This is a genomic window from Streptomyces akebiae (genome assembly GCF_019599145.1).
Classification (GTDB): domain Bacteria; phylum Actinomycetota; class Actinomycetes; order Streptomycetales; family Streptomycetaceae; genus Streptomyces; species Streptomyces akebiae.
On the sequence record NZ_CP080647.1, the window covers coordinates 5207398 to 5231706 of the forward strand.

Genomic DNA, 24309 nt, shown 5'->3' on the forward strand with positions numbered 1-24309 from the left:
CGCGTCGGCGCGCGGCGGGCCTGATCCGCGTCGGCTCCGTCTCGCGGGACTGACCGTCGCGGTCGCGGTCGCCCTCGGTCTCCCCCTCGTCGCTTCCGCCGGCCCGCTCGGCGACCTTCCCACGACCGAGCGCGCCTCCACGACCGAGCGCGCCTCCACGACCGAGCGTGCTGCCATTCCCGAGCGGGCACTCACCTCCGAACTGGGGCGTGCCGCCGGGCGCGTCGGCGACACCACCGGCCTCGGCTCCCTGGGCGGCGACGGGGACGCCGGGCGCGCGGACGAATCCGGCGGGGACGTCGAGAAGTCCGCCGACCGCGCCGATCAGAAGGCGGGCGGTGCCGGCGGGCCGGACGCGAGGGGCGCGGACGACGCCGAGGCCGACGCCCCGGACGACGCCCAGGGTTCCTCGCGGCTGCTCGGCCTCGGACTCGCCACCGCCGCCCGCTGCGGTCCCGACCTCACCTCCCCCGACGGCATCGAGGCGCAGACGTGTGTCCTCACCCAGGGCGACCGGACCTGGGCCCGCACCTACTACCGCAACGCCACCGGACGTGAACTGAGTTCGGTTCTCAGCATGATGGCGCCCGGCGGGCACACCGTACGGATCCACTGCGCCGTGGGCGCGCACGACGAGCCGGGTGTGTGCGAGACACCGAGGGGGCGTACGCGGGGCGGGACGGGGGCGTACACGGCCGTCGCGGAGTTCGCGGCACCGGACGGCGAGGGACCGCTGTTGCTGCGTTCAGGGAGCAACTCGGGCCACTCGTAGGGGCGTTGACGCCGAGGGCGTATCCGCCCAGTGGGGCCGCTCCGGAACCCGGGCATGAAAAGACCCGGTTGCTGGCGACGGGGGATGCACCAGCAACCGGGCTAATGGAACCGTAACAAGAGATCGGCGCTTCGCAAATTCGATCTCGGCTATTCGGACACGAATTTGCCTGTCACGTAGGGGAGTTGTGACAGGAGTCACCACACTTCGAACGCACTCGGTCGCCCGGCCGCCCCCTCGGCGCGGGAACGGACGTCAGCTCAGCGTGACCTGCCGGTTGGTGAGACCACCGCGCGCCCGACGCTCTTCCGGCGTGAGCGGGGACTCGTCGGCCAGGGCACCGGCGAGCCGCTCGGCGAACTCGGCCGCCGGCTTCTCGATGTCGTCCGCGCCCACCCCGCTGGGGAGGTCCCAGACCGGCACGGTGAGGCCGTGAGCACGGAAGGAGCCCACGAGGCGGGTGCCCTCGCCGAGGCTCGAACGCCCCGCCGCGTGCAGCCGGGCGAGCGCGTCCAGAAGCCGCTCCTCGGCGTGCGGCATGACCCAGCGCAGGTGGTTCTTCTCCGGGGTCTCGCACCAGTAGGCCGCGTCGACGCCCGCGAGCTTCACCGTCGGGATCGCCGCGGAGTTGGCGCGCTCCAGGGAGGCGGCCACCTCCGGAGTCGTGTTCTCCGTGTCCGGGACCCAGAACTCGAAGCCCGTGTGCACAACTGGCTCGAACTCACCTTCGGGGTCGAGCAGGTCCTGCAGGCGCGGACCGTCGGCCGGAGCGCGCCGGCCCTGAACCGGAGTGCCCGGTTCGGCGACGAGGGCGCGCTGCAGGGTGTCGGCGAGGTCGCGGCTGATGTCACCGGAGGCGGTGTCGTTCTGCAGACCGAGCAGGACCGAGCCGTCGTCGCGGCGCAGCGCGGGCCACGCCATGGGCAGGACGGTGGCGAGCGTCACCGACGGGACCCCTTCGGGGAGCGCGTCCTTGAGCTTCAGCTCGACGGTCGCGGCGGGCACCAGCTCGCGCAGCGCGATCCAGTCGCCCTCGCCGGGCAGGCCCTCGAAGGGGCGCTGCACCAGCTCGGTCACGGCCTGGGCGGCGGCCCGGCCGTGGCAGGCCTTGTAGCGGCGGCCGCTGCCGCAGGGGCATTGCTCGCGCGCGCCGACAACCGGAACCTGCCCATCGGCGCCTGCGGCGCCGACTCCGCCGGTGCCCTGCGGGCGCTTGGCCTTCGTGTGGGGTCGCTTCTTGGCCATCGTGGGTGTCTCCCGATCACGGCTCGTCTCGTACCCGCGCGAGCCTAGTCGCTCGTACGACGCCCGACGGGACCCTGTGGACAACGCACCGAGTCGTCCCGGAACCGGAGGTTCGGGCCGGGATGTGCCCGGTCCCGTGGCCGTAGGTGACCGGCCTCGGTCAGTCCATGTCGTCGAACGCGTCTGCGAAGTCCAGATCGGGGAGTGCGGAGACCGAGGGTGCGATGACGCGGGTGGCGAAGTCGTCCCGGCGGTGGGCGCGGTAGACGTCGTCCTGGACGACGACCCACACCGTGACCTCACCGCGGGCGTCGTCCCGTACGCCCCAGTCGTCCGCCAGTGCCGTGACGATGTTCAGCCCGCGGCCGCCGTGTGCGGTGACCGAGGGCGTGGACGGAGCGGGGCGGGTCGGACCACCGCCGTCCGTCACCTCGACCGTGAGCCGCCCCGAGGGATCCATCCGCCAGGCGCAGCGCACATCACCGTCGCCGGCCAGCGCGTCGCCGAGGGGCCTGCCGTGCTTGCAGGCATTGCTGAGCAGTTCGGAAAGGATCAGTAGGGCATCGTCGATGACCGATTCCGCCACACCGCCAGTGCGCAGCTGATCGCGCATCCGGTGCCTTGCTTCCCCCACGCCCGCAGGGCCATGGGGTACGGCCATGCTCGACGACGTGGGCACCTCCTGTGCCACCACCAACGCCACCCCCGAGACCTCCTTCGCCCCACGCCACGGTGTGAATGCCCCATTGGACTGGACTGGAAACCGGCCAACGAGCGTGCTGTGACGCACTCCTCACGCTCGAACACGGACCGAACGCGCCGGTGCACACCCCGTAGTTGAGTGGCTGAATTTCGTCCCCGATATGCCGACTTGTCCCTGGGTGAGGTCCGGCCGTCTTGGCGGAATTCTTACCTCCGTCAAGCGCCGCGCGGGGGCGGCGCCGGGAGGTGACAGGGCGGTCGCAGGTGTGAACAGCGGCGTGTTCGGAACGGTCGCGGAGCGCGTGTGCGGAGTTGTCGGGAACGGTGTGTTCGGAGTTGTGGGAACCCGTGTGTTCAGCGGCCGAGTTGCTGGAGAACCGCGCGCGGGCGGTTGGTGATGATGGCGTCGACACCCAATGCGACGCAGAGGTCGACGTCCTGGGGTTCGTTCACGGTCCACACGTGCACCTGGTGCCCGGCGCTCTTCAGGCGCTCGATGTACAGGGGGTGGTTGCGCAGGGTCCGGATCGAGGGGCCCGCGATCCGGACACCGGCCGGCAGCCGACCGTCGCGCAGCCGGGGCGAGACGAACTGCGTCAGGTAGACCGTGGGCAGGGTCGGGGACGCGGCCCGGACGCGGTGCAGCGAGCGCGCCGAGAAGCTCATGATCCTCACCGGTGAGTTGGCGGGCGACTCCGGGGCGTCCAGGCCGAACCGCTTCAGCAGGACCAGCAGCCGTTCCTCGACCTGGCCGGCCCAGCGCGTGGGGTGCTTGGTCTCGATGGCCAGCTCCACGGGGCGCCCGGCGTCGGCCACGAGTTCGAGCAGACGCTCAAGGGTGAGGACGGAGGTGTCCGCCCGGTCCTCGGGGGTGACCTCCCAGTCGGGGGCCTCGTCGCCGCTCTTCCAGGAGCCGAAGTCCAGGGCGGCGAGATCGGCGAGCTCCAGGGCGGAGACCGCGCCGCGGCCGTTCGACGTACGGTTGACGCGTCGGTCGTGGACGCAGACGAGATGGCCGTCCGCCGTCAGCCGGACATCGCATTCGAGGGCGTCCGCACCTTCCTCGATCGCCTTCTTGTACGCGGCCAGGGTGTGCTCGGGGGCCGCCTCGGAGGCACCCCGGTGGGCGACGACCTGAATCGGGAGCTGTCGTGCGTGGGTCACCGCGTCATGGTGCCACCGTGACGGGGTACGCGTGGGGGTGGTGACCGTGGACGACCGGGTTCGTACGCACAGTACGCGTGGTTGGTCCGATAGATCCTATATAAAGGATGGTCCCGGACCCACAGACACCGCTTATGGTGCCCTGACGGCTCGTGGGAAAAGCTGACCGCATACAGAACTCACGCACAGCCTCTGTGCGACTGTGCGACCAAGAACAGTAGACCGCCTACAAGGTGAAGCCGTGGACCGAGGAGAAAAGCTGTGAGCACCGAGAACGAGGGCACCGCGGTACCCCCGGCCCCGTCCGCACCTCCCGTGCCGGTGGATTCTCCCGCTGCCTCCGCGCCGGCCCCGACGCACGAGCCGAGCGCGGCACCGGCGGAGACCACCGCCCCGGCCCCCTCGGCCGAGACCGCCGACAACGCCCCGACCACCCAGTTGCCGCCGGTCCCGCCGACGGCGCAGCAGCCTCAGCCCGAGCTGGTGTCCACGGGGGCACCCGGTTACGCGGCGAGCCAGGGCCAGGTGCCCGGCGGCGGATACGGCCAGGCACCGGGCGGTCCGGGCGGGCCCGCCGGGCCGGGTGGATCCTCCGCGCCCGACGCCTCCTGGCCGCCCCCGCCGCCGCCCGCCGTCCCGTCGTACGCGGACAACGGGGCCGCCGCCGGCGCGTACGGGGACAGCGCCGGCGCGTACGGCACCGCGGGCGCCGCCGGAGGCGCCGGTGGCACGGGTGGTCCCGGCGGCCCGGGCGATGGCGGCTGGGGCTCCTCCTGGCAGCAGACGCAGCAGCCGGCCCCCAAGCCGGCCGGCAACAAGCGCGGCGGCCTGATCGCCGCGATCCTCGTGGCCGCGCTGGTCGCGGGCGGTGTCGGCGGTGGCATCGGCTACACGCTCGCCGACCGCAACGACAACTCTTCCGGCTCCACGACCGTCTCGGCCTCCCAGAACGGCGGAGACGTCAAGCGCGCGGCCGGTACGGTCGCCGCCGTGGCTTCCGCGGCGTTGCCGAGCACGGTCACCATCGAGGCGTCCGGCAACGACGGTGAGGGTGGCACGGGCACCGGGTTCGTGTTCGACAAGGAAGGGCACATCGTCACCAACAACCACGTGGTGGCGGAGGCCGTCGACGGCGGCAAGGTGTCGGCCACCTTCCCCGACGGCAAGAAGTACGACGCCGAGGTCGTCGGCCACGCGCAGGGCTACGACGTGGCGGTCATCAAGCTGAAGAACGCCCCGTCGAACCTGCGGCCGCTGACGCTCGGCGACTCCGACAAGGTCGCGGTGGGCGACTCGACCATCGCGATCGGCGCCCCCTTCGGCCTCTCCAACACGGTCACGACGGGCATCATCAGCGCCAAGAACCGTCCGGTGGCCTCCAGCGACGGCTCCTCCGGCAGCAAGGCCTCCTACATGAGCGCCCTGCAGACCGACGCGTCGATCAACCCGGGCAACTCCGGCGGCCCGCTCCTCGACGCGCGGGGCGACGTCATCGGCATCAACTCGGCGATCCAGTCCGCCAGCAACGGCAGCTTCGGCTCCGGCCAGGCGGGCTCCATCGGCCTCGGCTTCGCCATCCCGATCAACCAGGCCAAGAACGTGGCCCAGCAGCTGATCAGGACGGGCAAGCCGGTGTACCCGGTGATCGGCGCCTCGGTCTCCCTGGAGGAGGGCACGGGCGGAGCGAAGATCACGAACTCGGGTGAGGGCGGCGCGGACTCCATCACCCCGGGCGGGCCCGCCGACAAGGCCGGCCTCAAGCCCGGCGACGTCATCACCAAGCTCGACGACCACGTCATCGACAGCGGCCCCACCCTCATCGGCGAAATCTGGACCCACCTCCCCGGCGACAAGGTCACCCTCACGTACACCCGCGACGGCAAGACCCGCACGGCGGACGTCACGCTGGGGGAACGCGAGGGCGACAGCTGATCATCGCTGCATCGCCGCATAGCCGTCCCCGTTCCCTCAGCCGTCCGCTGTGGGTGGGGACGGCTCGGCGTCGGGCAGGGATCAGGAAGGGGTCTCCCATGGCGGAATCAGCACGGCCCGGAAGTTCTCGCCGCCGTACATCGACTCGTAGAAGATCTCGACCATCAGACGCTCACTGACGAGCGCCCAGAACCAAGCGTGGTCACGCTGGTCGAAGTCGTCGAGAAACAGCAGGTGCACGACTTGGCCGGAGAGTACGGGAACACCTGGTTGCAACGTCGACACCTTCGGGTGCACCGAACGCCCTCGCGTGAGCTGCCTGTAGGTCCTGAGGTCCCACTCACCGATGACCTCGCCGTCCACCTGGACCACGCTCCTGGTGACTATGGCCGGACCCAGACCGGCATTGACGAGCTGGATCCCCGTCCTTGTCCCTTCGAAGTTCAGCACTCGCCGAATCTGTAGGAGAGGTCTCACCGACTGACGATTGTGGGACCTGATGTTTCTCGATTCCGTGAAACTCACCCAGAGCGAAGCGAGTGCGATCATGGTCGCCGACACAGAGATCCAGATTTCCGGCTTCATGGGCCCCTCCCCCGCTCACAGTTGTAGCCGATCGGCCACGTGGTGGGCGTGCCACTCGTGGACCACCATCTCTTGATCATGACCGCAGCCGGTACGCTGTACCCGCTCCGTCCCTGGTGGGCGGGGCGCAGGTGGGTTGCCCGAGCGGCCTAAGGGAACGGTCTTGAAAACCGTCGTGGCGCAAGTCACCGTGGGTTCAAATCCCACACCCACCGCCAGGCAATACGGCCCCTGACCAGGCATCCAGGTCAGGGGCCCTGCTGTTGTTCGGTCCCCGCCGACGACCGCCGTCCCCGTGGTTTCCCGCACGATCGGGCACGGATGGGGCACGGCCGACTGCCCGTGGCGCTGGGCAGAACGGCCCGCAGCGGAAGACCGGTCGACTGAATCGACCGCATGCCAGGATGAGGACATGCAGCCCGTAGACGTGCACAGCCATCTGCGCTTCATGCTCAACGAGTGGGACCCGATTGGCGTCGCTGATGACGTCCAGGATGAGTACGACTGTCTCATCGCTCCCCTCCTCACCCGTCTGCATGCTGGGGCTGGGCGGGCATCGATCGGCGAGTTCCTGGGGTCTGAGCTTGAAGATCACTTTGCTCTCGAGCCTCAGCCCCAAGAAGTGGACCAGCTGGCGGACAGGCTTGTGGCCTGGTGGTCCACCGTCGGCGCTGCTTGAAGAACAGGCCGGCGGAGTCTCGGGGATCTTGGTGAGCTGGGTTTTTGCTGGTCAGGCTCGGTAGGCTCGTGCGCCTAGTGGTCGTCGTTGGTCGCCATTGGCCACTGTCGAGCGGCCTCGGACGGCCCAGAGACGGCCCGGCACGGACATGAAAGTCAGCTCTGCCGAGACGGTCCCGCCTTTGACGTCGCTCTAGCATCCTGCCCACCGTCGCAACTTCCTGGTGACCTGAGCTTTGTGGAGTTGGGTTGCCGAGGCTTCGCCCGGGCTCGTCATGAACGCCGTGATAGGGGTGAAGTTTCCCCGTGATCTCGGACACTCGATGGTTATGCAGCGAGGGCGTGCTGTTGCCGCTGCCTGGTCTCGGCTGGGGTGAGGTAGCCGAAAATCTTGTGCTTGCGCAGGCGGCGGCGGTTGTAGAAGGTCTCGATGAAGTTGAAGACCTCGGCGCGGGCGGTGGCCCGTTCGGGCCAGGTCCGGGTGCCTATCTCCTCTTTGAGCAGGGCCCAGAAGCTTTCAGCGGCGGCGTTGTCGAAGCATGATCCGGTGCGCCCGCAGCTCTGCCGCAGACCCAGCTCCCTTATTCGATCCCGGAATTGGGCCGATGTGTACTCTCTTCCGCGATCACTGTGGATCACGCAGCCGGGCTGCAGGTGGCCCCGGCCGTGAGCCATGTCCAGGGCGTCGACGACGAGTTCGGCGCGGTGGTGGTCGGCCATGGCATAGCCGACGACCTCGCGGGTGGCCAGGTCGAGCCATCCGTGACGACGATGGGCGAGCCGCGGGGCGCGTGCCGCCTGGTGACGAGTACCGGGGGCACGACAGCGGGCGATTCCGCGATGCCCGCCGCGATGCTTAGCCGCAGTCCGCGGCCACTTCATCGATGCGTGGCCGGTGACGTGCTCGTACCAGGATGAGCCCGTGCTCACCGGTCCGGCGTCGACGGAGTGGTACGAGCCCGCAATTCACCTGCGGGCAGGCCCGTTTCCTCGTCGCATTGCTGGTGGTCTCGCAGGGCGGTCAGCAACTCCGAGCGGCGCCCCTCCGCTTGCGGCTGACCGGGGAAAACCACCGGGTCAACCAGCACCTCAGAGATCATTACGGTGACAGTCCTTACGTAACACCCTGAGCATGGCTCTTCGTGCGACATGCGACGAGGTCCGATGCACGTACGAGACTGAACAAGGTTGACCCGGAGGTCGTCGGTCCTGATTTCAAAGATCCAGCGAGCCGAATTCCCAGGAGTTCAAAGAAGAACCAGGGCGCGCTCGCGCGTCTTACTCGGGCAGTTCCTCTAGGTGCGGCGTTCCAGCCGGCCAGCGGATCGTGCATGTCACAGCCAGGCGCCACTTCTCGCGCGGCGCGGGCTCGGGCGGGACGCTGGTTGCGGTGGTCTTGGGTAGCCGGGCCAACTGCCGGATCGCGGTCGGTCCACGCCGCCACCAGTACCGCTTCTCCCTGGGCGGTTTGCCCACGTGCCCACGCGGTCGACGTGGAGTCTGTGGGCCGTGTGTGGGCCAACCTGCCAGCCGTCGATGCGTGAATGCGCTGGTCCGAAAGGACGTCCCGGTTTGGGGCGCCCATGTGGTGCGTGGCGCGCTACGAGATGCGGGGCGGGAGAGCGGCGCGGATTCTGGTGGGGAGGGGGTCTACAGCAGAAGGAGCCGCTATGTCTGTGATGGGCAAGCTCAAGCAGATGCTGAAGGGGCATGAGGAGCAGGCTGGACAGGGCATCGACAAGGCCGGTGACTTCGTCGACGGGCGGACGCAGGGGAAGCACAGCGGTCAGGTCGACTCGGCGCAGGAGAGGCTCAGGCAACAGCTGGGCTCGGATCGGGCGCGGGCCGGGAAGCCCGACGCCGGTCGTCCCGACGCCGGTCGTCCCGACGCCGGTCGTCCCGATGTCGGTCGTCCTGATGTCGGTCGTCCTGATATTCGGCGGCCCGATGTCGGGCGTGAGGAACCGCCTCGGTGAGGGTTCCGGTTGGCTGAGAGCCGTCCCGTGGATGATCTTTGACTCCGGTGGAGGTTTGCGCAGGCGGGCGATGCCGAGTATGGCGTGGAGGACGCCGTCGCCCTTGAGGTGACAGTCTTGCCACCACTGCGGAGCCCGGCCTTGCGGAGATGCCTAGATACCTGGATCCCTAGATCCCTACTCCGGAATTCACTGGGCGGTCTCGTCATCGGCCGGTACCGTGCGACGCGGAACCAAGGGGGACGAGTCCGTGCGCCCAGTGCTGTTGTTGGATGTGGACGGACCGCTCAACCCGTATGCCGCCAAGCCGTACCGTCGGCCCGAGGGCTATCGGACGCATCGCCTGCTGACGCCTCGCTGGGAGGCCGCCGAGCGGCGCCGGCTGACTGAGTGGGGGCTGCCGAACAAGCCCGTGAAGCCGCTGCGGGTCTGGCTCAACCCGGATCACGGCCCGGCGCTGGATGTCCTTCCCTACGACCTCGTGTGGGCGACCACCTGGGAAGAAGAAGCCAACGGGTTCATCGCGCCAGTCCTGGGACTGCCTGAGCTGCCCTTCATTCCCTGGTCCTCGCCGCGGGCCCAGCCCGGCGGCGGTGTGTTCTGGAAGACGCCGGAGATCGTCGCGTGGGCGGAAGGCCGTGCGTTCGCTTGGATCGACGACGAGATCACAGAAGCCGATCGCACCTGGGTGAGGGAACACCACGACGGTCCCGCCCTACTGCACCGGATCGATCCCCGACGCGGCCTCGCCAACGACGACTTCGCCGCGCTCACGGCGTGGGCGACCGACCTGGACTGACTTCACCGCCGCCCGAAAAGCGCCCAGGACGCCGTGCTGCGCGCACATTGCGGGACGCTCTCAGGGGCACGTCTCAATCCGCCTCGGTCTCAGCCTCGTCCTCCTCCGGCGGGGCCGACTCGCGTGCCGCGATGATTTCCGTTTCGTACTGGTCGATGACCTGCTCCGCGGTGCGGCCCGTGCACTTGGCCACCTCGTCGATGGCGACGACCGCCCAGTTCGCCAAGGAGAGCGCGAAGGCCAGGAGTTGGTCGTCGCCGTAGGCCCGCTTGACCGTCAGGAGATACATGAGGTTCAGGTAGGGCACGAGATCGGGTTCGGAGACGTGGCCCGTGCTCGTGCGCATCAGTTCGATCGTGGTCTCCGTCGCCTCCGCGCGGAGTGGGAGCAGTCGGTCCCGTTCCCGATGGACCTCGGCGAGCAGTTCCCGGCGGTGTTCCCTGTCCAAGTCCACATCGTGCCTCCGGAGCGGCTGTTCCTCCCACGGGCCGGGCCACGCCGGACCGCCGCACCTTCAGTTCTTCCAACCACCGGCGTCCCGAAACGTGGGTGGCGGTCCCCCGTCTCACCCCGCCCCCGCCCGCCCCTCACGCCGCCCTTGTCACCCACCACCCCTTGTCACCCACCACCCCTTGTCACCCACCACCCCTCGACATCCGCGCCGCCGAGGCGATCGTCGATCTCGCCTCCCGTTCCGGCAGGCCCGTGCGTACGGCGGCGTCGATCAGGGCGTTCGTGAGCTCCGGACCGAGGCCGTTCTCGTAGGCGCGGCAAGCCGCCCAGAAGAGGCGGGTGTTGCGTTGCCCCTCCTGGGCGGTCAGGACGAAGTGGACGAGGCCGTGGCCGTTGCCCTGGCCGCCCGTCGTCCGGGAAAGGCCCGTGCGCGGTGGTGGCAGCAGGAGGCGGAGCAGGGCCGGTGGACAGGGGGCCGGGGGGAGGTGGGAGGTGCCGGGGGCCGCGGTGTAGGCGCCGTGGTCGGTGCGGGAGCCGGGACCGACGAGGTAGCCGCCGGCGCCGCGGATGTCGATGCCGGGGGCGAGGCGGCTGGCGGAGTTGGGGACGGCGACGTCGGGTGGGCCGGTGAGCCAGAGGTGGCGGCCGCCGCTGGGCGTCAGCACGACGACCGTCTCGGGGATCGTGAAGAGGTGGCGCAGGGCCAGTTCACGCAGGGCCGCCGAGGAGTCCGTGCCCGATTTCGTATCGAGGTCGACGCCGATCAGGTGGTGGGGGTGGACACCGCAGGCGATGCCGTAGCCGGTGGCCCAGGGGGCGGCGGCGAAGAGTTCGCGGATGCGCCGGGGGTCGGTGGAGGCGTCGTACACGCCGTGGCCGAAGCGCCCGCACTCCCCATGGCAGAGGGACGGGGCGGGTGCAGAGACAGGGGCAGGGGCCGAGGGGGAGGTGGGAGTGGGGGACGAAGCGGGTCTGTGGGGGGAGCGTAGGGCCGGGAGCTTGGTGCGGGACAGGGGGATCACCGCCAGTCCGCGTTCGGCGGCGGAGAGCGCGTGTGCCAGGGCCAGGGTGCTGGCCTGCCGGTCCGTGGTGGCCATACCCCCATGTTCGTACTCATGTTCGATAAAGGGAAGAGGGTTCGGGGTGCGCTTTCGGTCGTCGGGGGCCCGATCGCGGGTCAGCCGGAAATGTGCCGGAACGCTTCACCCCTTGTCTCGCTTGATCTTGCGTTCGGTTGCCGAGGTCATCCCGTCTGAACTGGGAGTTCCTTGATCAAGAGGGGTTTATCGACTTGTCATCACGCTTCAGGGGGAATGGGAGCTTCCGGGGTGGTTCGTCGGGGATTCGGTGGGCAACTCTTGAGTCGCGACGTCGAAGACACGAAGACACGAAGACCCGCACCGGGACGGTCGGCCAACTGCCTCGGCGCAACCCGTACTTGTGTGAAAGGCCCTGGAGGAAATGCACATGGCAAGCATCCGTACCGCCCGCGTTCTCGCCGCCGTCTCGGCGCTCCCGCTCGCCGCAGTCCTGTTCACCGGCGTCGCGACGGCCGACAACGGCTCCTTCGCGGACAACGGATCGAACGCCGGCGTGGCGAACATCGTCGGCAGCGGTGTCGGCCACGACAACAGCGGCAACTCGTCGACCTCGCAGCAGCAGGCGAACGGCTCGGGCGCCTCGAACCAGAACAACACCGCCCAGGTCAACGGCTCCGGCTTCACGGCCATCGACCAGGACAACGCGGTCGTCAGCTTCACCCACCTCTGGTGAGCCTGGTGAGGGCGGCCGGTCGGGCCGGGGGCGGATGGATGAGGTCACCCCGGCCCCGAGGCCACCGCCCTCGGACGACGTAGGACGTGTGGGACATGTTCGTGGGGTGTGACACGCCTGTGCGGCGGTGCTTCGGCATCGCCGCACAGGCGTTTTCGTCGTGGGGTGCGGGCGTTCGCACGCCGCACTGCGGCGACCTTGACAGCCGTGGTGGCGGACCCTCAATCTGACGGGCAGTCAGAAATGTCGGAGGGGGCTGCTCCACGATGGTCGAGGACCTGTCCGTACGGCTCAAGGCCTACGAGGGGCGCCCGGCCGTCCTCGGCGGCCGCGGCAAGGATCCCGTCAACTCGCCCATGATCCGGCACTGGTGCGAGGCCATGGGGGACACCAACCCCGCGTACACCGGACCGGACGCCGTCGCACCGCCGGCCATGCTCCAGGTGTGGACGATGGGCGGACTGAGCGGCCACGAGACCCGCTCACCGGCGTACGACGAACTCCTCGCGCTGCTCGACGGCGCCGGATGCACCTCCGTCGTCGCCACCGACTGCGAGCAGGAGTACCTGCGGGCGCTGCGTCCGGGGGACGAGATCACCTTCGACTCGGTCATCGAGTCGGTGTCCGAGCGGAAGACCACCAGGCTCGGCACCGGGTACTTCGTCACGACCCGGATGGATGTGCGGGTGGGCGAGGAACTCGTGGGCACCCACCGCTTCCGGATTCTCAAGTACGCGCCCGCCCACGCACCCAGGACACCGTCGTCCGGGACGCCGTTGTCCGGGACGCCGTCGCACCGGACGCCATCCTCCACGGCATCCCCGCCCCGGGAGAGGCCCCGCCGCCCCCGCCCCGTCGTCAATCGCGACAACGCCGGTTTCTGGGAGGGGATTTCACAGCACCGTCTGCTCATCCAGCGCTGTGCCGACTGCGCCACGCTCCGCCTCCCCTGGCTGCCCGGCTGCAACGCGTGCGGTACGGCCGCGTGGGACACGGTCGAGGCGAGCGGCGAGGGGGTCGTGTACTCGTACGTCGTCATGCACCATCCGCCCTTCCCGGCCTTCGACCCGCCGTACGCCGTCGGGCTGGTCGAACTGGCGGAGGGGGTGCGGATGGTCAGCAACGTCATCGGGGTGCCGTGCGACAAGGTGCGGATCGGGCTGCCCGTACGGCTCGAGTTCGTGCGCTGTGACGAGGAGTTGGAGCTTCCGGTGTTCCGCGCGGCCGAGGAGGGGGTGGTGTCGGCGTGAGGGTCGGGACCGGGGACGTGATACCGCCGCTGGAGATCGAGATCACCCGCACGCTCGTCGTCGCGGGGGCGATCGCCTCGCGCGACTACCAGGACGTGCACCACGATCCGGAGCTGGCGCGGCGGCGTGGGTCGCCCGATGTGTTCATGAACATCCTGACGACGAACGGGCTGGTGGGACGGTACGTCACCGACCACTTCGGCCCGGACGCCGTCCTGCGCAAGGTGGCGATCCGGCTGGGCGCACCCAACTACCCCGGCGACACGATGGTGTTGACCGGCACGGTCGAGGCGACCGACGGCGCGAGCGTCACGGTCAAGGTGGTCGGCGACAACGGCGTCGGGCGGCACGTCACCGGCACGGTGACCCTGACCTTGGGGGAGGCGGGGTGAGCATACGGGCCAGGGACGGGCTGGGCGGGCGGGCCGCGATCGTCGGCATCGGCGCGACCGACTTCTCCAAGGACTCGGGGCGCAGCGAGCTGCGGCTCGCCGTGGAGGCGGTGCGCGCGGCGCTGGACGACGCGGGACTGGCGCCGGCGGACGTGGACGGCATGGTGACGTTCACGATGGACACGAGCCCGGAGATCACGGTCGCACAGGCGGCCGGCATCGGCGAGCTGTCCTTCTTCTCCCGCGTCCACTACGGCGGCGGTGCCGCGTGCGCGACCGTGCAGCAGGCGGCGCTCGCGGTCGCCACGGGCGTGGCGGAGGTCGTGGTCTGCTACCGGGCCTTCAACGAGCGCTCGGGGCGCCGGTTCGGGTCGGGTGTACGGCACCGGGAGCCGTCGGCGGAGGGTGTGGCCCTGGGCTGGACGCTTCCGTTCGGGCTGCTCACCCCCGCCTCGTGGGTGGCGATGGCGGCGCAGCGCTATCTCCACGCGTACGGGCTGACCCCGGAGGCGTTCGGGCACGTGGCCGTGGTCGACCGCAGACACGCGGCGACCAACCCGGCGGCGTACTTCCACGGCCGCCCCATCACCCTCGACGAGCACGCGGCCTCGCGCTGGATCGTCGAGCCGCTGCGCCTGCTGGACTGCTGCCAGGAGACGGACGGCGGCCAGGCCCTCGTCGTCACCTCGGTGGAGCGCGCACGGGACCTGCCGAGGCCGCCCGCCGTGGTCGTGGCCGCCGCCCAGGGCGCGGGCCGGGCGCAGCAGCAGATGACCGGCTTCTACGACAGCGACCTCACCGGGCTGCCGGAGATGGGCGTCGTCGCCCGGCAGCTCCGGCGGACCTCGGGGCTGGGCCCCGACGACATCGACGTGGGCATCCTGTACGACCACTTCACGCCGTTCGTGTTGATGCAGTTGGAGGAGTTCGGGTTCTGCGGGCCGGGCGAGGCGGCGGACTTCGTCGCCGAGGAGCGGCTGCCGCTCAACACCCATGGCGGGCAGCTCGGCGAGGCCTATCTGCACGGGATGAACGGCATCGCGGAGGCCGTACGACAGCTGCGGGGCACTTCCGTGAACCAGGTCGCCGGTGCCGAGCGGGTGCTGGTCACCGCGGGGACGGGGGTGCCCACCTCGGGGTTGGTGCTGGGAACGGACGGGTGAGCGGTCCGGACGGGGCGGCTGAGGGGAGCTTCGGGCATCCTGGGGGGGCGGTGGGACGGGGGCGCCGTACACCGTGGGCAGGTGGTTCTCAGGGGTACACCCTCAGTACCTGGGGGCTGTTCATCCACCTCCAGTAGGTGAGGCCCGCCCCACTCCTACAACCTGAGGGGGATTCGTCTTCGGGACCTGCGGCCGATCCGCCGGGCGGGGCCCGCTCCTAGCGTGGAGCCATGACCACACCCGTCTGCACCAGCGCTTCGCAGGCCGCTGCACCAGTGCCGCGGACCCTGTCGACCTCGGCCCGCTCGCACTCGGCCCGTTCGCACTCCAACCGGCCCACCCTGCCGGGCCTGACGGACCTGTCGTACCCGTCGTTCTCGGCGTACGTGAAGGCCCGCCAGCCGGTGCTGCTGCGGACCGCCCGGTCGCTGACCGCGAACCCGTGCGACGCCGAGGACCTGTTGCAGACCGCGCTGGCCAAGACGTATGTCGCCTGGGAGCGCATCGAGGACCACCGGGCCCTCGACGGCTATGTCCGTCGGGCGTTGCTGAACACCCGGACCTCCCAGTGGCGCAAGCGCAAGGTGGACGAGTTCGCGTGCGACGAGCTGCCGGAGCCCGAAGGGGTCCAGGCCGCCGACCCGGCCGAGCAGCAGGCGCTGCACGACGCGATGTGGCGGGCGATCATGAAGCTGCCGGCGCGGCAGCGGGCCATGGTCGTCCTCAGGTACTACGAGGACCTGAGCGAGGTCCAGACGGCCGAGGTGCTCGGTGTCTCGGTCGGCACGGTGAAGTCGGCGGTGTCCCGCGCGCTGGGCAAGCTGCGCGAGGACCCCGAGCTGGAACCCGTGCGATAGCGCGTTCGTTGGGCTGTCATGTGGCTCCCGCGTCAGGCTCCATGTCCGGCCCGGTACCGGCTCTCCGGACGACTCTCTCTGATCGATCATCCTGACAGCTAGTGACATACCGAGCGGTATGTGAGCAGAATCAGCGCAACCGTTACCACCGCGTAGGCAGAGCCGCCCCGGGAGGACGCCGTGCTGAGCACCATGCAGGACGTACCGCTGTTGATCTCCAGGATTCTGACCCATGGGTCGAGCATCCACGGGACGTCGCAGGTGATCACCTGGACCGGCGAGGGCGAGCCCGACCGCCGCTCCTACGCCGAGATCGGCGCCCGCGCCGCGCAGCTGGCCCACGCCCTGCGCGAGGACCTCGGCGTCGACGGTGACGAGCGGGTCGCCACCCTCATGTGGAACAACGCGGAACACGTCGAGGCGTACTTCGCGATCCCCTCCATGGGCGCCGTCCTCCACACCCTCAACCTGCGGCTGCCCCCGGAGCAGCTCGCCTGGATCGTGCACCACGCGGCCGACCGTGTGATCATCGCCAACGGTTCGCTGCTCCCCCTTCTCGCGCCGCTCCTGCCGCACCTCAAGCCGGTGGAGCACGTCGTCGTCGCCGGCCCCGGCGACCGGTCGCTGCTCGCCGGGGCGAGCGTCCAGGTGCACGAGTACGAGGACCTGATCGCCGGCAAGCCGACCACCTACGACTGGCCCGAGCTGGACGAACGCACCGCCGCGGCCATGTGTTACACCTCCGGCACCACCGGCGACCCCAAGGGCGTCGTCTACTCCCACCGCTCGATCTATCTGCACTCCATGCAGGTCAACATGGCCCAGTCCATGGGTCTGACGGACGCGGACCTCTCGCTCGTCGTCGTCCCGCAGTTCCATGTCAACGCCTGGGGTCTGCCGCACGCGACCTTCATGACCGGCGTCAACATGCTGATGCCGGACCGCTTCCTGCAGCCCGGCCCACTCGCCGAGATGATCGAGACGCTGAGGCCGTCGCACGCCGCCGCCGTGCCCACCATCTGGCAGGGCCTGCTCGCGGAGCTGACCGCCCGCCCGCGCGAGGTCGCCTCGCTCACCCAGGTGACCATCGGCGGTTCGGCCTGCCCGCCCGCCCTCATGGAGGCCTTCGACAAGCTGGGGATGCGCGTCTGCCACGCGTGGGGCATGACGGAAACCTCCCCGCTCGGCACGATCGCCCGGCCGCCGGCCCATGTCGAGGCCGACTCGGAGGAGGAGCTCGCCTACCGCCTCACCCAGGGCCGCTTCCCGGCCTCCGTCGAGGCCCGCCTCACCGGTCCCGGCGGCGAACGCCTGCCCTGGGACGGCCAGTCCGCCGGTGAGCTGGAGGTCCGGGGTCCCTGGATCGCGGGTGCCTACTTCGGCGGCCAGGGCGCGGAACCCATCCGCCCCGACGACAAGTTCAGCGAGGACGGCTGGCTGAAGACGGGAGACGTCGGCACGATCAGCCCCGACGGCTTCCTCACCCTCACCGACCGCGCCAAGGACGTCATCAAGTCCGGCGGCGAGTGGATCTCCTCCGTCGAGCTGGAGAACGCGCTCATGGCCCACCCGGACGTCGCCGAGGCCGCCGTCGTCGCCGTCCCGGACGAGAAGTGGGGCGAGCGCCCCCTCGCCACGGTCGTGCTGAAGGAGGGCTCCACCGCCGACTTCGCCGCCCTGCGTTCCTTCCTCGCCGACGAGGGTCACATCGCCAAGTGGCAGCTCCCCGAGCGCTGGACGATCATCGAGTCGGTGCCGAAGACGAGCGTGGGCAAGTTCGACAAGAAGGTACTGCGGAGGCAGTACGCGGAGGGCTCGTTGGACGTGACGCAGATCTAGGACGCGTCGCGGTCAGCCGAACAGCAGCGGTCGGGGCGGTGTTTCACGTGAAACACCGCCCCGACCGCTGCTGTTCGCAGGCTCAGTTCGTGCCGTTAGCGGCCCAGTCCGCGCCGCCCGCGGCTCAGTTCGTACCGACTCGTGCCAACAGGTCCACGATCCGGGTCTGTACATCGGGGCTCGTCGAGCGCTCCGCCAGGAACAGGACCGTCTCCCCCGAGGCCAGCCGCGGGAGTTCGGAATGATCGACGGCTGCGGTGTAGACGACGAGCGGGGTGCGGTTCAACTGGCCGTTCGCCCGTAGCCAGTCGATGATCCCGGCCTGTCGGCGGTGTACCTGGAGCAGGTCCATCACCACGAGGTTGGGCCGCATCTGCGCGGCGAGGGTGACGGCGTCCGCGTCCGACGCCGCCCGCGCGACCTGCATACCGCGCCGTTCCAGCGTCGCGGTCAGGGCGAGCGCGATCTCCGCGTGCTCCTCGATGAGCAGCACGCGCGGCGGGTGCTGCTCGGAGTCGCGCGGGGCGAGTGCCTTCAGCAGGATGGCCGGGTCGGCCCCGTACGCCGCCTCACGTGTCGCCTGGCCGAGGCCCGCCGTGACGAGCACGGGAACCTCGGCGGCCACGGCGGCCTGGCGGAGCGACTGAAGTGCGGTGCGGGTGATGGGGCCGGTCAGCGGGTCGACGAACAGGGCGGCCGGGTACGCGGCGATCTGGGCGTCCACGTCCTCGCGGGAGTTCACGATCACGGGCCGGTAGCCGCGGTCGCTCAGCGCCTGGTGGGTCGACGCGTCCGGCGCGGGCCACACCAGCAGCCGGCGCGGGTTGTCCAGCGGCTCCGGCGGCAACTCGTCGTCCATCGGCTGCGGATGCGGCCGGTCGGGGATCTCCACCGCGCCGCCGGGCCCGTCGAGCGGCTCGGGGCCTTCGGCCGCGTTCTCGTCGGGCGCCCCTATGGCGTACGACCGCCCGGCACCCTCCGTACGACCCGCCAGCCGGGACTGCCCGGCGAGGGACGGCTGCGGCGGGAGCGGAACCTGGCCGGCGAGCGAGGGCTGCGCCGGCAGCGGGATCTGACCGGCGAGGGACGGCTGTGACACCTGCCCGGCCGCCTGCGGCTGGGCCGCGGCCTGGCCGGGGGGCGGGGTCTGGCCGGTGCCGAGGCGCACACCCGTGCCGTTGGTCGGCGTGGACTGCGGGTGGGGGCGCGCGGCCGTCTCGGGGCGGTCGCCGGTCGGCTGGGGCGGCGTCCCCAGCTTGCGGCGCCTGCCGGAACCACCGGGCTGGTTCGGGGCAGGCGTGGACCCGGCCTGGGGCTGCGCCTGCGCGGCGGCCTGTACGCCGGACTGCGCTGCCTGTGGTTGTGCCTGTCCCTGGGCTTGAGCCTGGCCTTGGGCTTGGACCTGTGCCTGGGGGCCGCCCTGGCGGGAGAAGGGGACACCCTGGCCGAGCGTCCGCACACTGATCGACCGGCCCTGGGTGGAGTTGGGGTCGACGGGAGCGGGGGCCGTGGGGCCGGTGGCGGTGGGAGCGGGGGGCTTCGGCGCGGCCTGCACCTGAGCCTGAGCCTGAGCTTGGGCCGGTGCCGGTGCCGGTGCCGGGGCTGCGGCTTCGGCAGGCAACGGCTGTGCGGCGCGCGGCTGCTGCTGGACCGCGACCTCCGGCGGCAGCGGGGTGCCCGAGGACGGGGTGGACTGCGGAGGCAGGGGCGCCTGAGGAGCGGCTACGGGGATACCGGCGCCGGAGGTCTCGTGGCGCGGGTCGGGCCAGGACTGGGGCTGCTGTTGCGGCTGAGCCGCTCCGGGGGCGGCGACCTGAGCGGGGGCGGGCTGCTGGGCGCCGGGCATACCTGTTGCGGGCATCCCCGTTACGGGCACGGGCTGAGCGACGCCCTGGACCGGCTGCGCGCCCTGCGTCCCTGGGGCCTGGATCCCCGGGACGGCCTGGATCCCCGGGACGGCCTGGATCCCCGGGACGGCCTGGATCCCCGGGACGCCCTGCGCTCCCGGTACGACGACGGAGTGTCCGAGGGCTCCGGCCTGAGCGGGCACCTGCTGCCGGCCACCGGGTGCCCCTTGCGGCGGGACGACTCCCTGGACGGCACCGGGTTGTCCGACGGCAGGCTGGCCTGGGGTGTTCTGGGCGGCAGCGGTCTGCGCCGCGACAGGCTGCCCGGTGGCCGCCTGTCCGGGAAGGGCCTGACCGGGAACGGCCTGACCGGCGACCGCCTGAGCGGCGCCCCCCGGAACCCCTTGCGGAGCGACGGACTGCGCGGTCGCGATCCCCGCCGGAACGGGCTGACCGGGGGCCACCCCAGCGGCTTGGGCGGCCACTGGCTGCGGTCCACCGGGGACACCCTGCACGGGCACGGCCTGCGGTCCGCCCGGGATCCCCTGGGCGGAAACGGGCTGCGCGGCGGCCATCGGCGCCCCCTGCGCGGGGACCGGCTGCCCGGGTCCTCCCTGCGGGGGAATGCCCTGAGCGGGAGCGCTCTGGGCCGGCACCCCTTGCCCCGGTGCCATGGTGCCCACGCCGTCACTCTGCTGGGGGGCGGGCTGCCGTACCGCACGGCGGCGGCCCGTGGGCGCGGGCACAGGGTGCGGCTGCGGCGGGGTGTGGTCGCCACCGGGGTTGTGCAGCGCGGCGTCATGGCGACCGTCGTCGGCCTCCCCGGCCGGGGCACCCGACACCGGCGCCGCAGCGGTCACGTGGCCCTCACCGGGTGCCTGCTCGGCGGTGGTTTGACCGGGAGCGGCCATCTGCCCCGCGTCGGCCGCCAGCCCCGAGGCCGGCCCGGCGACGCCACCCGGCGCCCCCGGACCGCTCTGAGGAAGCTGCTGTCCGACCCCGATGAACTGCTGCCCGACACCGGCGGCAGGCACCGGCCCTCCGGCAGGCACCGGCCCTCCGGCGGGCGCGACTCCCCCGGGCGGCACGGGCCCGCCGGGCGGCACGGCTCCACCCATGGGGGCCTGCCCTCCTACCGGCACCGGCCCGCCGACGGCGGGAACTCCGCCCGCAGCGGCCGCGACACCCCGGCCGGCCTCGTACCCCTCCCCGGCCTGTGCGGGCCCGGCGGTTGCGGTGGTCGCGGTGGTCGCGGCGGGCAAGGGCATCGGCATGGGTGTGCCGGGGGCACCTGGCGCCGCGGGCAGCGGGACCGGGCCGAGGCCGGTGGCCTCTGGGTAATCGGGGCCCCGGTCGGCCGCGGCCGGTGGCAGGGCGAAGACGGCTCGCGCACCCTGCTCGGGCGCGGCGGCACGTTCCTCGCCGCCCCCCAGGGCGCGACGGCGGCGGCCGGTGGGCTGCTGGGCACCGCCCGCCTCGGCGGAGGCGTCGTCGGTCGCCTCGGCGGCGCCCGGGGCCGGCCCTGCGGGCAGGGCCGGCGGCAACGCGTTCTGTGCGGCGGGCTCCCGGCGCGCGCGCCGTCCGCCGGGGGCGGGGACGCCCTGCGGCGGCACGGTCCCGCCCAGCCCGGTGGCGGCGGCAGCGGCACCCGCCGCGTGCTCGGCCGCGGTGACGACCGCGCCCTCGGCGGCCACGGCCGCACCGGCCTCCTCGGCCGAGGAGGCCCTTCCACGCCGCCGCCCGGTACCCCCGGAGCCTTCGCCCTCGGCGCCCTGCGCGGGCCCCGCGCCCTCACCGGAACCGGCCGCGTCGACGGCCGCGCCCGGCGCACCGGCCGCCTCCTCCGCCCTGCGCCGACGCCGCCCGGTCGGGGCGACAGCGGCGGCCTCGGCCTCCCGGCCCTCGGCGGCGTCCTCGCTCTCCAGGAACGCGTCCACCGACGAACGCCGCGCCCGCCGCCGCCCACCACCGGCGGGGGCCTGCTCGGGCAGGGCGACCTCGGCACCGGTGGCCACGGCCCCGGAATCGGCCTCGACTCCCGTCGCTGCGGGCAACTGCGCGGCGGGCACCGCCCCGGCACCACCGCCGAGCGGCACCTCCAACACGTACGCGCTGCCGCTCATCCCCGGCACCTCGACCGTCTGGAGCACACCGCCGTGCGCCCGCACGATCCCCTGGACGATCGGCTGGTGCACCGGGTCGCCGCCGGCGTACGGCCCGCGCACCTCGATGCGCACGACCTCACCACGCTGCGCGGCCGCCACGACGACGGTGTTGTCCATGTAGCCGCCGACGGACATGGGCGCGTTGCCCGTCGCATCGACACCGGCGACATCGGCGACGAGATGCGCGAGGGCGGTCGCGAGCCGCGTCTGGTCCACCTCGGCCTCGATGGGCGGCGCGTGCACGGCGAACTGCACCCGTCCCGGCCCGACCAGTTCCACGGCTCCGTCGACCCCGGCCGCGACGACCGCGTCGAGCATCACGGCCGTCCGCACGAGGTCGTCCTCGCCGGCGTCGATCCGCTGGTAGCCGAGCACGTTGTCGATGAGCGTCGTGATCCGGGAGTACCCGGCGGTCAGATGGTGCAGCACCTGGTTCGCCTCGGGCCACAGCTGCCCGGCGTCGTCGGCGGCGAGCGTGCCCAGCTCACTGCGGAGCTGGTCGAGCGGGCCGCGCAGTGAGGTGCCCAGCACGGCGAGCAGTTGCTCGTGCCGCGCGGCCAGCGCCTCGTACCGGTCCTTCTCGCGCTCCCCGAGTGCCGCGTACCGCTCGTCCCCGGCGGCGAGTTCCTCGGCGTGCTGCTCGCTCAGCTCGGCCAGCTCGGCGGCGTGCTCCTCACGCACGCCCGCGAGTTCCTCGGCGTGCTCCTTGGCGAGCCGCTCCAGCTCCTCCGCGTGCGTCTCGGCCTCGGCGTCCTTCTCCTCGGCGAGCTTGTCGTACGGCCGCCGGTCGGTGAACGTCATCACGGCGCCGACGAGCTGATCCCCGTCGCGCACCGGCGCGGTCGTCAGATCGACCGACACCTTCTCGCCGTTCTTCGACCACAGCACCTGCCCGCGCACCCGGTGCTTGCGCCCGGACTTCAGGGTGTCCGCGAGCGGCGACTCGGTGTACGGGAAGGGGGCGCCGTCCTCGCGGGAGTGCAGCACGAGCGTGTGCAGCTCACGTCCGCCGAGGTCACTGGCCCGATACCCCAGTATCTGAGCGGCGGCCGGATTGACGAGGACGATCCGCCCGTCGGTATCGGTCCCGATGACACCCTCGGAGGCGGCCCGCAGGATCATCTCGGTCTGCCGTTGCGAACGCGCGAGTTCGGCCTCGGTGTCGACAGTGCCCGAAAGATCCCGTACGACCAGCATGAGCAGCTCGTCATTGGCGTAGCCGTAACCGTCGTACGCCTGCTGGCCGTTCTCCAGATTCGCGCTTGTGACCTCGACCGGGAACTCGCTGCCGTCGGTCCGGCGGGCGATCATCCGGGTCGGCTTGGTCCGCCCCGTCGGGTCCATGGTGTCGGGCCGCCGCATGGAGCCCGGGATGAGCCGGGAGTCGAACTCGGGCAGCAGGTCCAGCAACCCGCGCCCGACGAGGGCGGTGCCGGGTGCCTCGAAGGCCTCCAGCGCGATCGTGTTGGCGTTGACGACGGTCCCATTGGCGTTGACCAGCACCAACGCATCGGGCAGTGCGTCCAGTATGGCTGCGAGGCGAGCAGCGCCTCGGGATGGCCTGCTGCTCACGAGACGCTTCCTCCCTGTTACCGCACCTTGCCGACCGCTGGGCCCGTGGCCATCTTGCCAACCGGCCCGCAACGTGTCACGCGAGGGAGTCTACGGGCAGAGGTTGCGCTCGCGACGCCGGATGAGAGGGAGGTCGCACACCGAACATACGGAGATGCCGTGACCGCGCGGACGGGGATGCCGTGACCGTGTGTTTTGCCGGAGGACCTTGACGGAGGCACATATGTACGGGCTGTGCGCGGGCGTCGAGGGGAGCGTCCGCGTCGCGCGGGGGTGGCCGGATTCGCGCCCTTCCTCTTTATGCGCGGAGGCCTGGCAGCACGGGAACCAGGGCGTCCCAGCGGGCGATCTCGCAGCCGTCGCCGCGGTCGAAGCGGGCGTCGACGCGGCGTCCGGCCCAGGTCCCGGTCACATGCGCGGTGGCCGGTCCGCCGTACTGCATCGTGCACACGGTGCCGGACCGGACCGGTGCGAACGGGTCCGTCCCCCAGGTCGTCCGGCGATCGAGCCGCCCGCACGCAGCCCGCGTGTCCGGGTGGTTGCCCCCTTCCGGATGGCACCGCAGCTCGAACGTCCCGTCCGCCCCGCCACCGGCCTGGCGCACCGTGACGGTCAACCGGTCGCCGGGGCCGACGGCTGGGGTGGGCATGGGCAGTGACGGCTGCGGGACCGGCTCGGCGGCGTACGCGTCGGGCGCCACCGGCGCGAGCGTGCCGGCGGCGGCCGCGGCGAGAGAGGTGAGGGCGCCGAGGAACAGCCGGCTCAGGGCGGCGGCGGGGCGGCTCGGGTGTGGGCCGGGAAGGCTCTGCGACATGACCTGACTAACGCCACGCCCACCCCACGGTTGCGGCTGCCGCCGCGCGCCGCGTACGCCCGCGCCGACGCTGCGACGCACCACTCCCGACGTGCCATACGGCTTTGCCCTGCGGCCTCTCCGCCTAGTACCGTGGGAGGCGATTGGTGACAGCCCACCCGGCTGTGTCATCATCTGCACGCACCACTCGCGCTCGCGCGGGCGGTTGTGCTGGAGGCGTCGCCTAGTCCGGTCTATGGCGCCGCACTGCTAATGCGGTTTGGGACTTCAATCCCATCGAGGGTTCAAATCCCTCCGCCTCCGCGCTTGATCACCGAAGCCCCGGTCCACG

General features: G+C 71.4%; 20 protein-coding genes, 2 tRNA genes and 1 pseudogene. 13 read left to right on the forward strand and 10 right to left on the reverse strand.

Going from position 1 to position 24309, the window contains the following annotated elements:
* Window positions 1-49 precede the first annotated feature (49 nt).
* The gene (locus K1J60_RS22350; protein WP_220651626.1) at window positions 50-772 is read left to right on the forward strand and encodes a hypothetical protein; all 723 of its coding nucleotides are present in this window, start codon (window positions 50-52) and stop codon (window positions 770-772) included.
* Between the two features lie 255 nt (window positions 773-1027).
* Here the strand turns inward: K1J60_RS22350 and K1J60_RS22355 are convergent, their stop codons facing one another.
* From K1J60_RS22355 to K1J60_RS22365, 3 genes are all read right to left on the reverse strand, one after another.
* Window positions 1028-2017: a DUF5926 family protein gene (locus K1J60_RS22355; protein ID WP_220647746.1), complete on the reverse strand. Its 990-nt coding sequence runs from the start codon at window positions 2015-2017 to the stop codon at window positions 1028-1030.
* A 160-nt stretch (window positions 2018-2177) separates the two neighbouring features.
* Complete coding sequence (locus tag K1J60_RS22360) at window positions 2178-2720, reverse strand: ATP-binding protein (protein ID WP_398683274.1); 543 nt, start codon at window positions 2718-2720, stop codon at window positions 2178-2180.
* 353 nt (window positions 2721-3073) lie between these two features.
* Window positions 3074-3883 (reverse strand): glycerophosphodiester phosphodiesterase, encoded by an 810-nt coding sequence (locus K1J60_RS22365; RefSeq protein ID WP_220647748.1) that lies wholly within the window; start codon window positions 3881-3883, stop codon window positions 3074-3076.
* Window positions 3884-4144: 261 nt separating this feature from the next.
* Here K1J60_RS22365 and K1J60_RS22370 point away from each other — a divergent pair, with 261 nt between their 5' ends.
* Window positions 4145-5815 (forward strand): S1C family serine protease, encoded by a 1671-nt coding sequence (locus K1J60_RS22370; protein ID WP_220647749.1) that lies wholly within the window; start codon window positions 4145-4147, stop codon window positions 5813-5815.
* An 81-nt stretch (window positions 5816-5896) separates the two neighbouring features.
* Here the strand turns inward: K1J60_RS22370 and K1J60_RS22375 are convergent, their stop codons facing one another.
* Entirely contained in the window at window positions 5897-6265 is a 369-nt protein-coding gene (locus K1J60_RS22375) for a hypothetical protein (RefSeq protein WP_259407859.1), read from the reverse strand.
* A 265-nt stretch (window positions 6266-6530) separates the two neighbouring features.
* Between K1J60_RS22375 and K1J60_RS22380 the strand changes: the two genes are divergently transcribed.
* Together K1J60_RS22380 and K1J60_RS22385 are read left to right on the forward strand one after the other, a co-directional pair.
* Window positions 6531-6618, forward strand: a tRNA-Ser gene (locus K1J60_RS22380).
* 194 nt (window positions 6619-6812) lie between these two features.
* The gene (locus K1J60_RS22385; RefSeq protein WP_220647750.1) at window positions 6813-7079 is read left to right on the forward strand and encodes a hypothetical protein; all 267 of its coding nucleotides are present in this window, start codon (window positions 6813-6815) and stop codon (window positions 7077-7079) included.
* A gap of 326 nt (window positions 7080-7405) precedes the next feature.
* On the opposite strand, the gene K1J60_RS22390 is transcribed toward K1J60_RS22385, so the two are convergent.
* Complete coding sequence (locus tag K1J60_RS22390) at window positions 7406-8008, reverse strand: DDE-type integrase/transposase/recombinase (protein WP_220647751.1); 603 nt, start codon at window positions 8006-8008, stop codon at window positions 7406-7408.
* Window positions 8005-8178, reverse strand: a complete 174-nt coding sequence (locus K1J60_RS22395) for a hypothetical protein (RefSeq protein WP_220647752.1) — start codon at window positions 8176-8178, stop codon at window positions 8005-8007. Before K1J60_RS22395 ends, K1J60_RS22390 begins: the two co-directional genes overlap by 4 nt.
* A 570-nt stretch (window positions 8179-8748) precedes the next feature.
* Here K1J60_RS22395 and K1J60_RS22400 point away from each other — a divergent pair.
* Together K1J60_RS22400 and K1J60_RS22405 are read left to right on the forward strand one after the other, a co-directional pair.
* Window positions 8749-8934 (forward strand): annotated as a pseudogene (locus K1J60_RS22400) (antitoxin); the annotation flags it as partial.
* 379 nt (window positions 8935-9313) lie between these two features.
* Entirely contained in the window at window positions 9314-9853 is a 540-nt protein-coding gene (locus tag K1J60_RS22405) for an HAD domain-containing protein (RefSeq protein ID WP_220651628.1), read from the forward strand.
* 73 nt (window positions 9854-9926) lie between these two features.
* On the opposite strand, the gene K1J60_RS22410 is transcribed toward K1J60_RS22405, so the two are convergent.
* Together K1J60_RS22410 and K1J60_RS22415 are read right to left on the reverse strand one after the other, a co-directional pair.
* Entirely contained in the window at window positions 9927-10301 is a 375-nt protein-coding gene (locus K1J60_RS22410; RefSeq protein ID WP_220647753.1) for a hypothetical protein, read from the reverse strand.
* Between the two features lie 187 nt (window positions 10302-10488).
* A complete protein-coding gene (locus K1J60_RS22415) occupies window positions 10489-11403 on the reverse strand; it encodes a bifunctional DNA primase/polymerase (RefSeq protein ID WP_220647754.1) in 915 nt (304 codons plus the stop codon).
* A 370-nt stretch (window positions 11404-11773) separates the two neighbouring features.
* Between K1J60_RS22415 and K1J60_RS22420 the strand changes: the two genes are divergently transcribed.
* The 6 genes from K1J60_RS22420 (at window position 11774) to K1J60_RS22445 (ending at window position 17580) form a co-directional block, all read left to right on the forward strand.
* The gene (locus tag K1J60_RS22420; protein WP_220647755.1) at window positions 11774-12079 is read left to right on the forward strand and encodes a hypothetical protein; all 306 of its coding nucleotides are present in this window, start codon (window positions 11774-11776) and stop codon (window positions 12077-12079) included.
* 266 nt (window positions 12080-12345) lie between these two features.
* Complete coding sequence (locus K1J60_RS22425; protein WP_220647756.1) at window positions 12346-13329, forward strand: bifunctional MaoC family dehydratase N-terminal/OB-fold nucleic acid binding domain-containing protein; 984 nt, start codon at window positions 12346-12348, stop codon at window positions 13327-13329.
* Entirely contained in the window at window positions 13326-13721 is a 396-nt protein-coding gene (locus K1J60_RS22430; RefSeq protein WP_220647757.1) for a MaoC family dehydratase, read from the forward strand. Before K1J60_RS22425 ends, K1J60_RS22430 begins: the two co-directional genes overlap by 4 nt.
* On the forward strand, window positions 13718-14884 hold the full coding sequence (locus K1J60_RS22435) for a lipid-transfer protein (RefSeq protein ID WP_220647758.1): 1167 nt from the start codon (window positions 13718-13720) through the stop codon (window positions 14882-14884). Before K1J60_RS22430 ends, K1J60_RS22435 begins: the two co-directional genes overlap by 4 nt.
* Before the next feature lie 230 nt (window positions 14885-15114).
* Complete coding sequence (locus tag K1J60_RS22440) at window positions 15115-15741, forward strand: SigE family RNA polymerase sigma factor (RefSeq protein ID WP_220647759.1); 627 nt, start codon at window positions 15115-15117, stop codon at window positions 15739-15741.
* A gap of 180 nt (window positions 15742-15921) precedes the next feature.
* Window positions 15922-17580 carry a long-chain fatty acid--CoA ligase gene (locus K1J60_RS22445; protein ID WP_220647760.1) on the forward strand — a complete coding sequence of 553 codons (1659 nt, stop codon included), beginning with the start codon at window positions 15922-15924 and terminating at the stop codon, window positions 17578-17580.
* A 124-nt stretch (window positions 17581-17704) separates the two neighbouring features.
* Here K1J60_RS22445 and K1J60_RS22450 read toward each other — a convergent pair whose 3' ends face one another.
* Together K1J60_RS22450 and K1J60_RS22455 are read right to left on the reverse strand one after the other, a co-directional pair.
* A complete protein-coding gene (locus tag K1J60_RS22450) occupies window positions 17705-23164 on the reverse strand; it encodes a PAS domain-containing protein (RefSeq protein ID WP_220647761.1) in 5460 nt (1819 codons plus the stop codon).
* A gap of 298 nt (window positions 23165-23462) precedes the next feature.
* Complete coding sequence (locus K1J60_RS22455; protein ID WP_220647762.1) at window positions 23463-23978, reverse strand: SSI family serine proteinase inhibitor; 516 nt, start codon at window positions 23976-23978, stop codon at window positions 23463-23465.
* Window positions 23979-24190: 212 nt separating this feature from the next.
* On the opposite strand from K1J60_RS22455, the gene K1J60_RS22460 reads away from it, so the two are divergent.
* Window positions 24191-24281: transfer RNA gene (locus tag K1J60_RS22460), tRNA-Ser, on the forward strand.
* Window positions 24282-24309 lie beyond the last annotated feature (28 nt).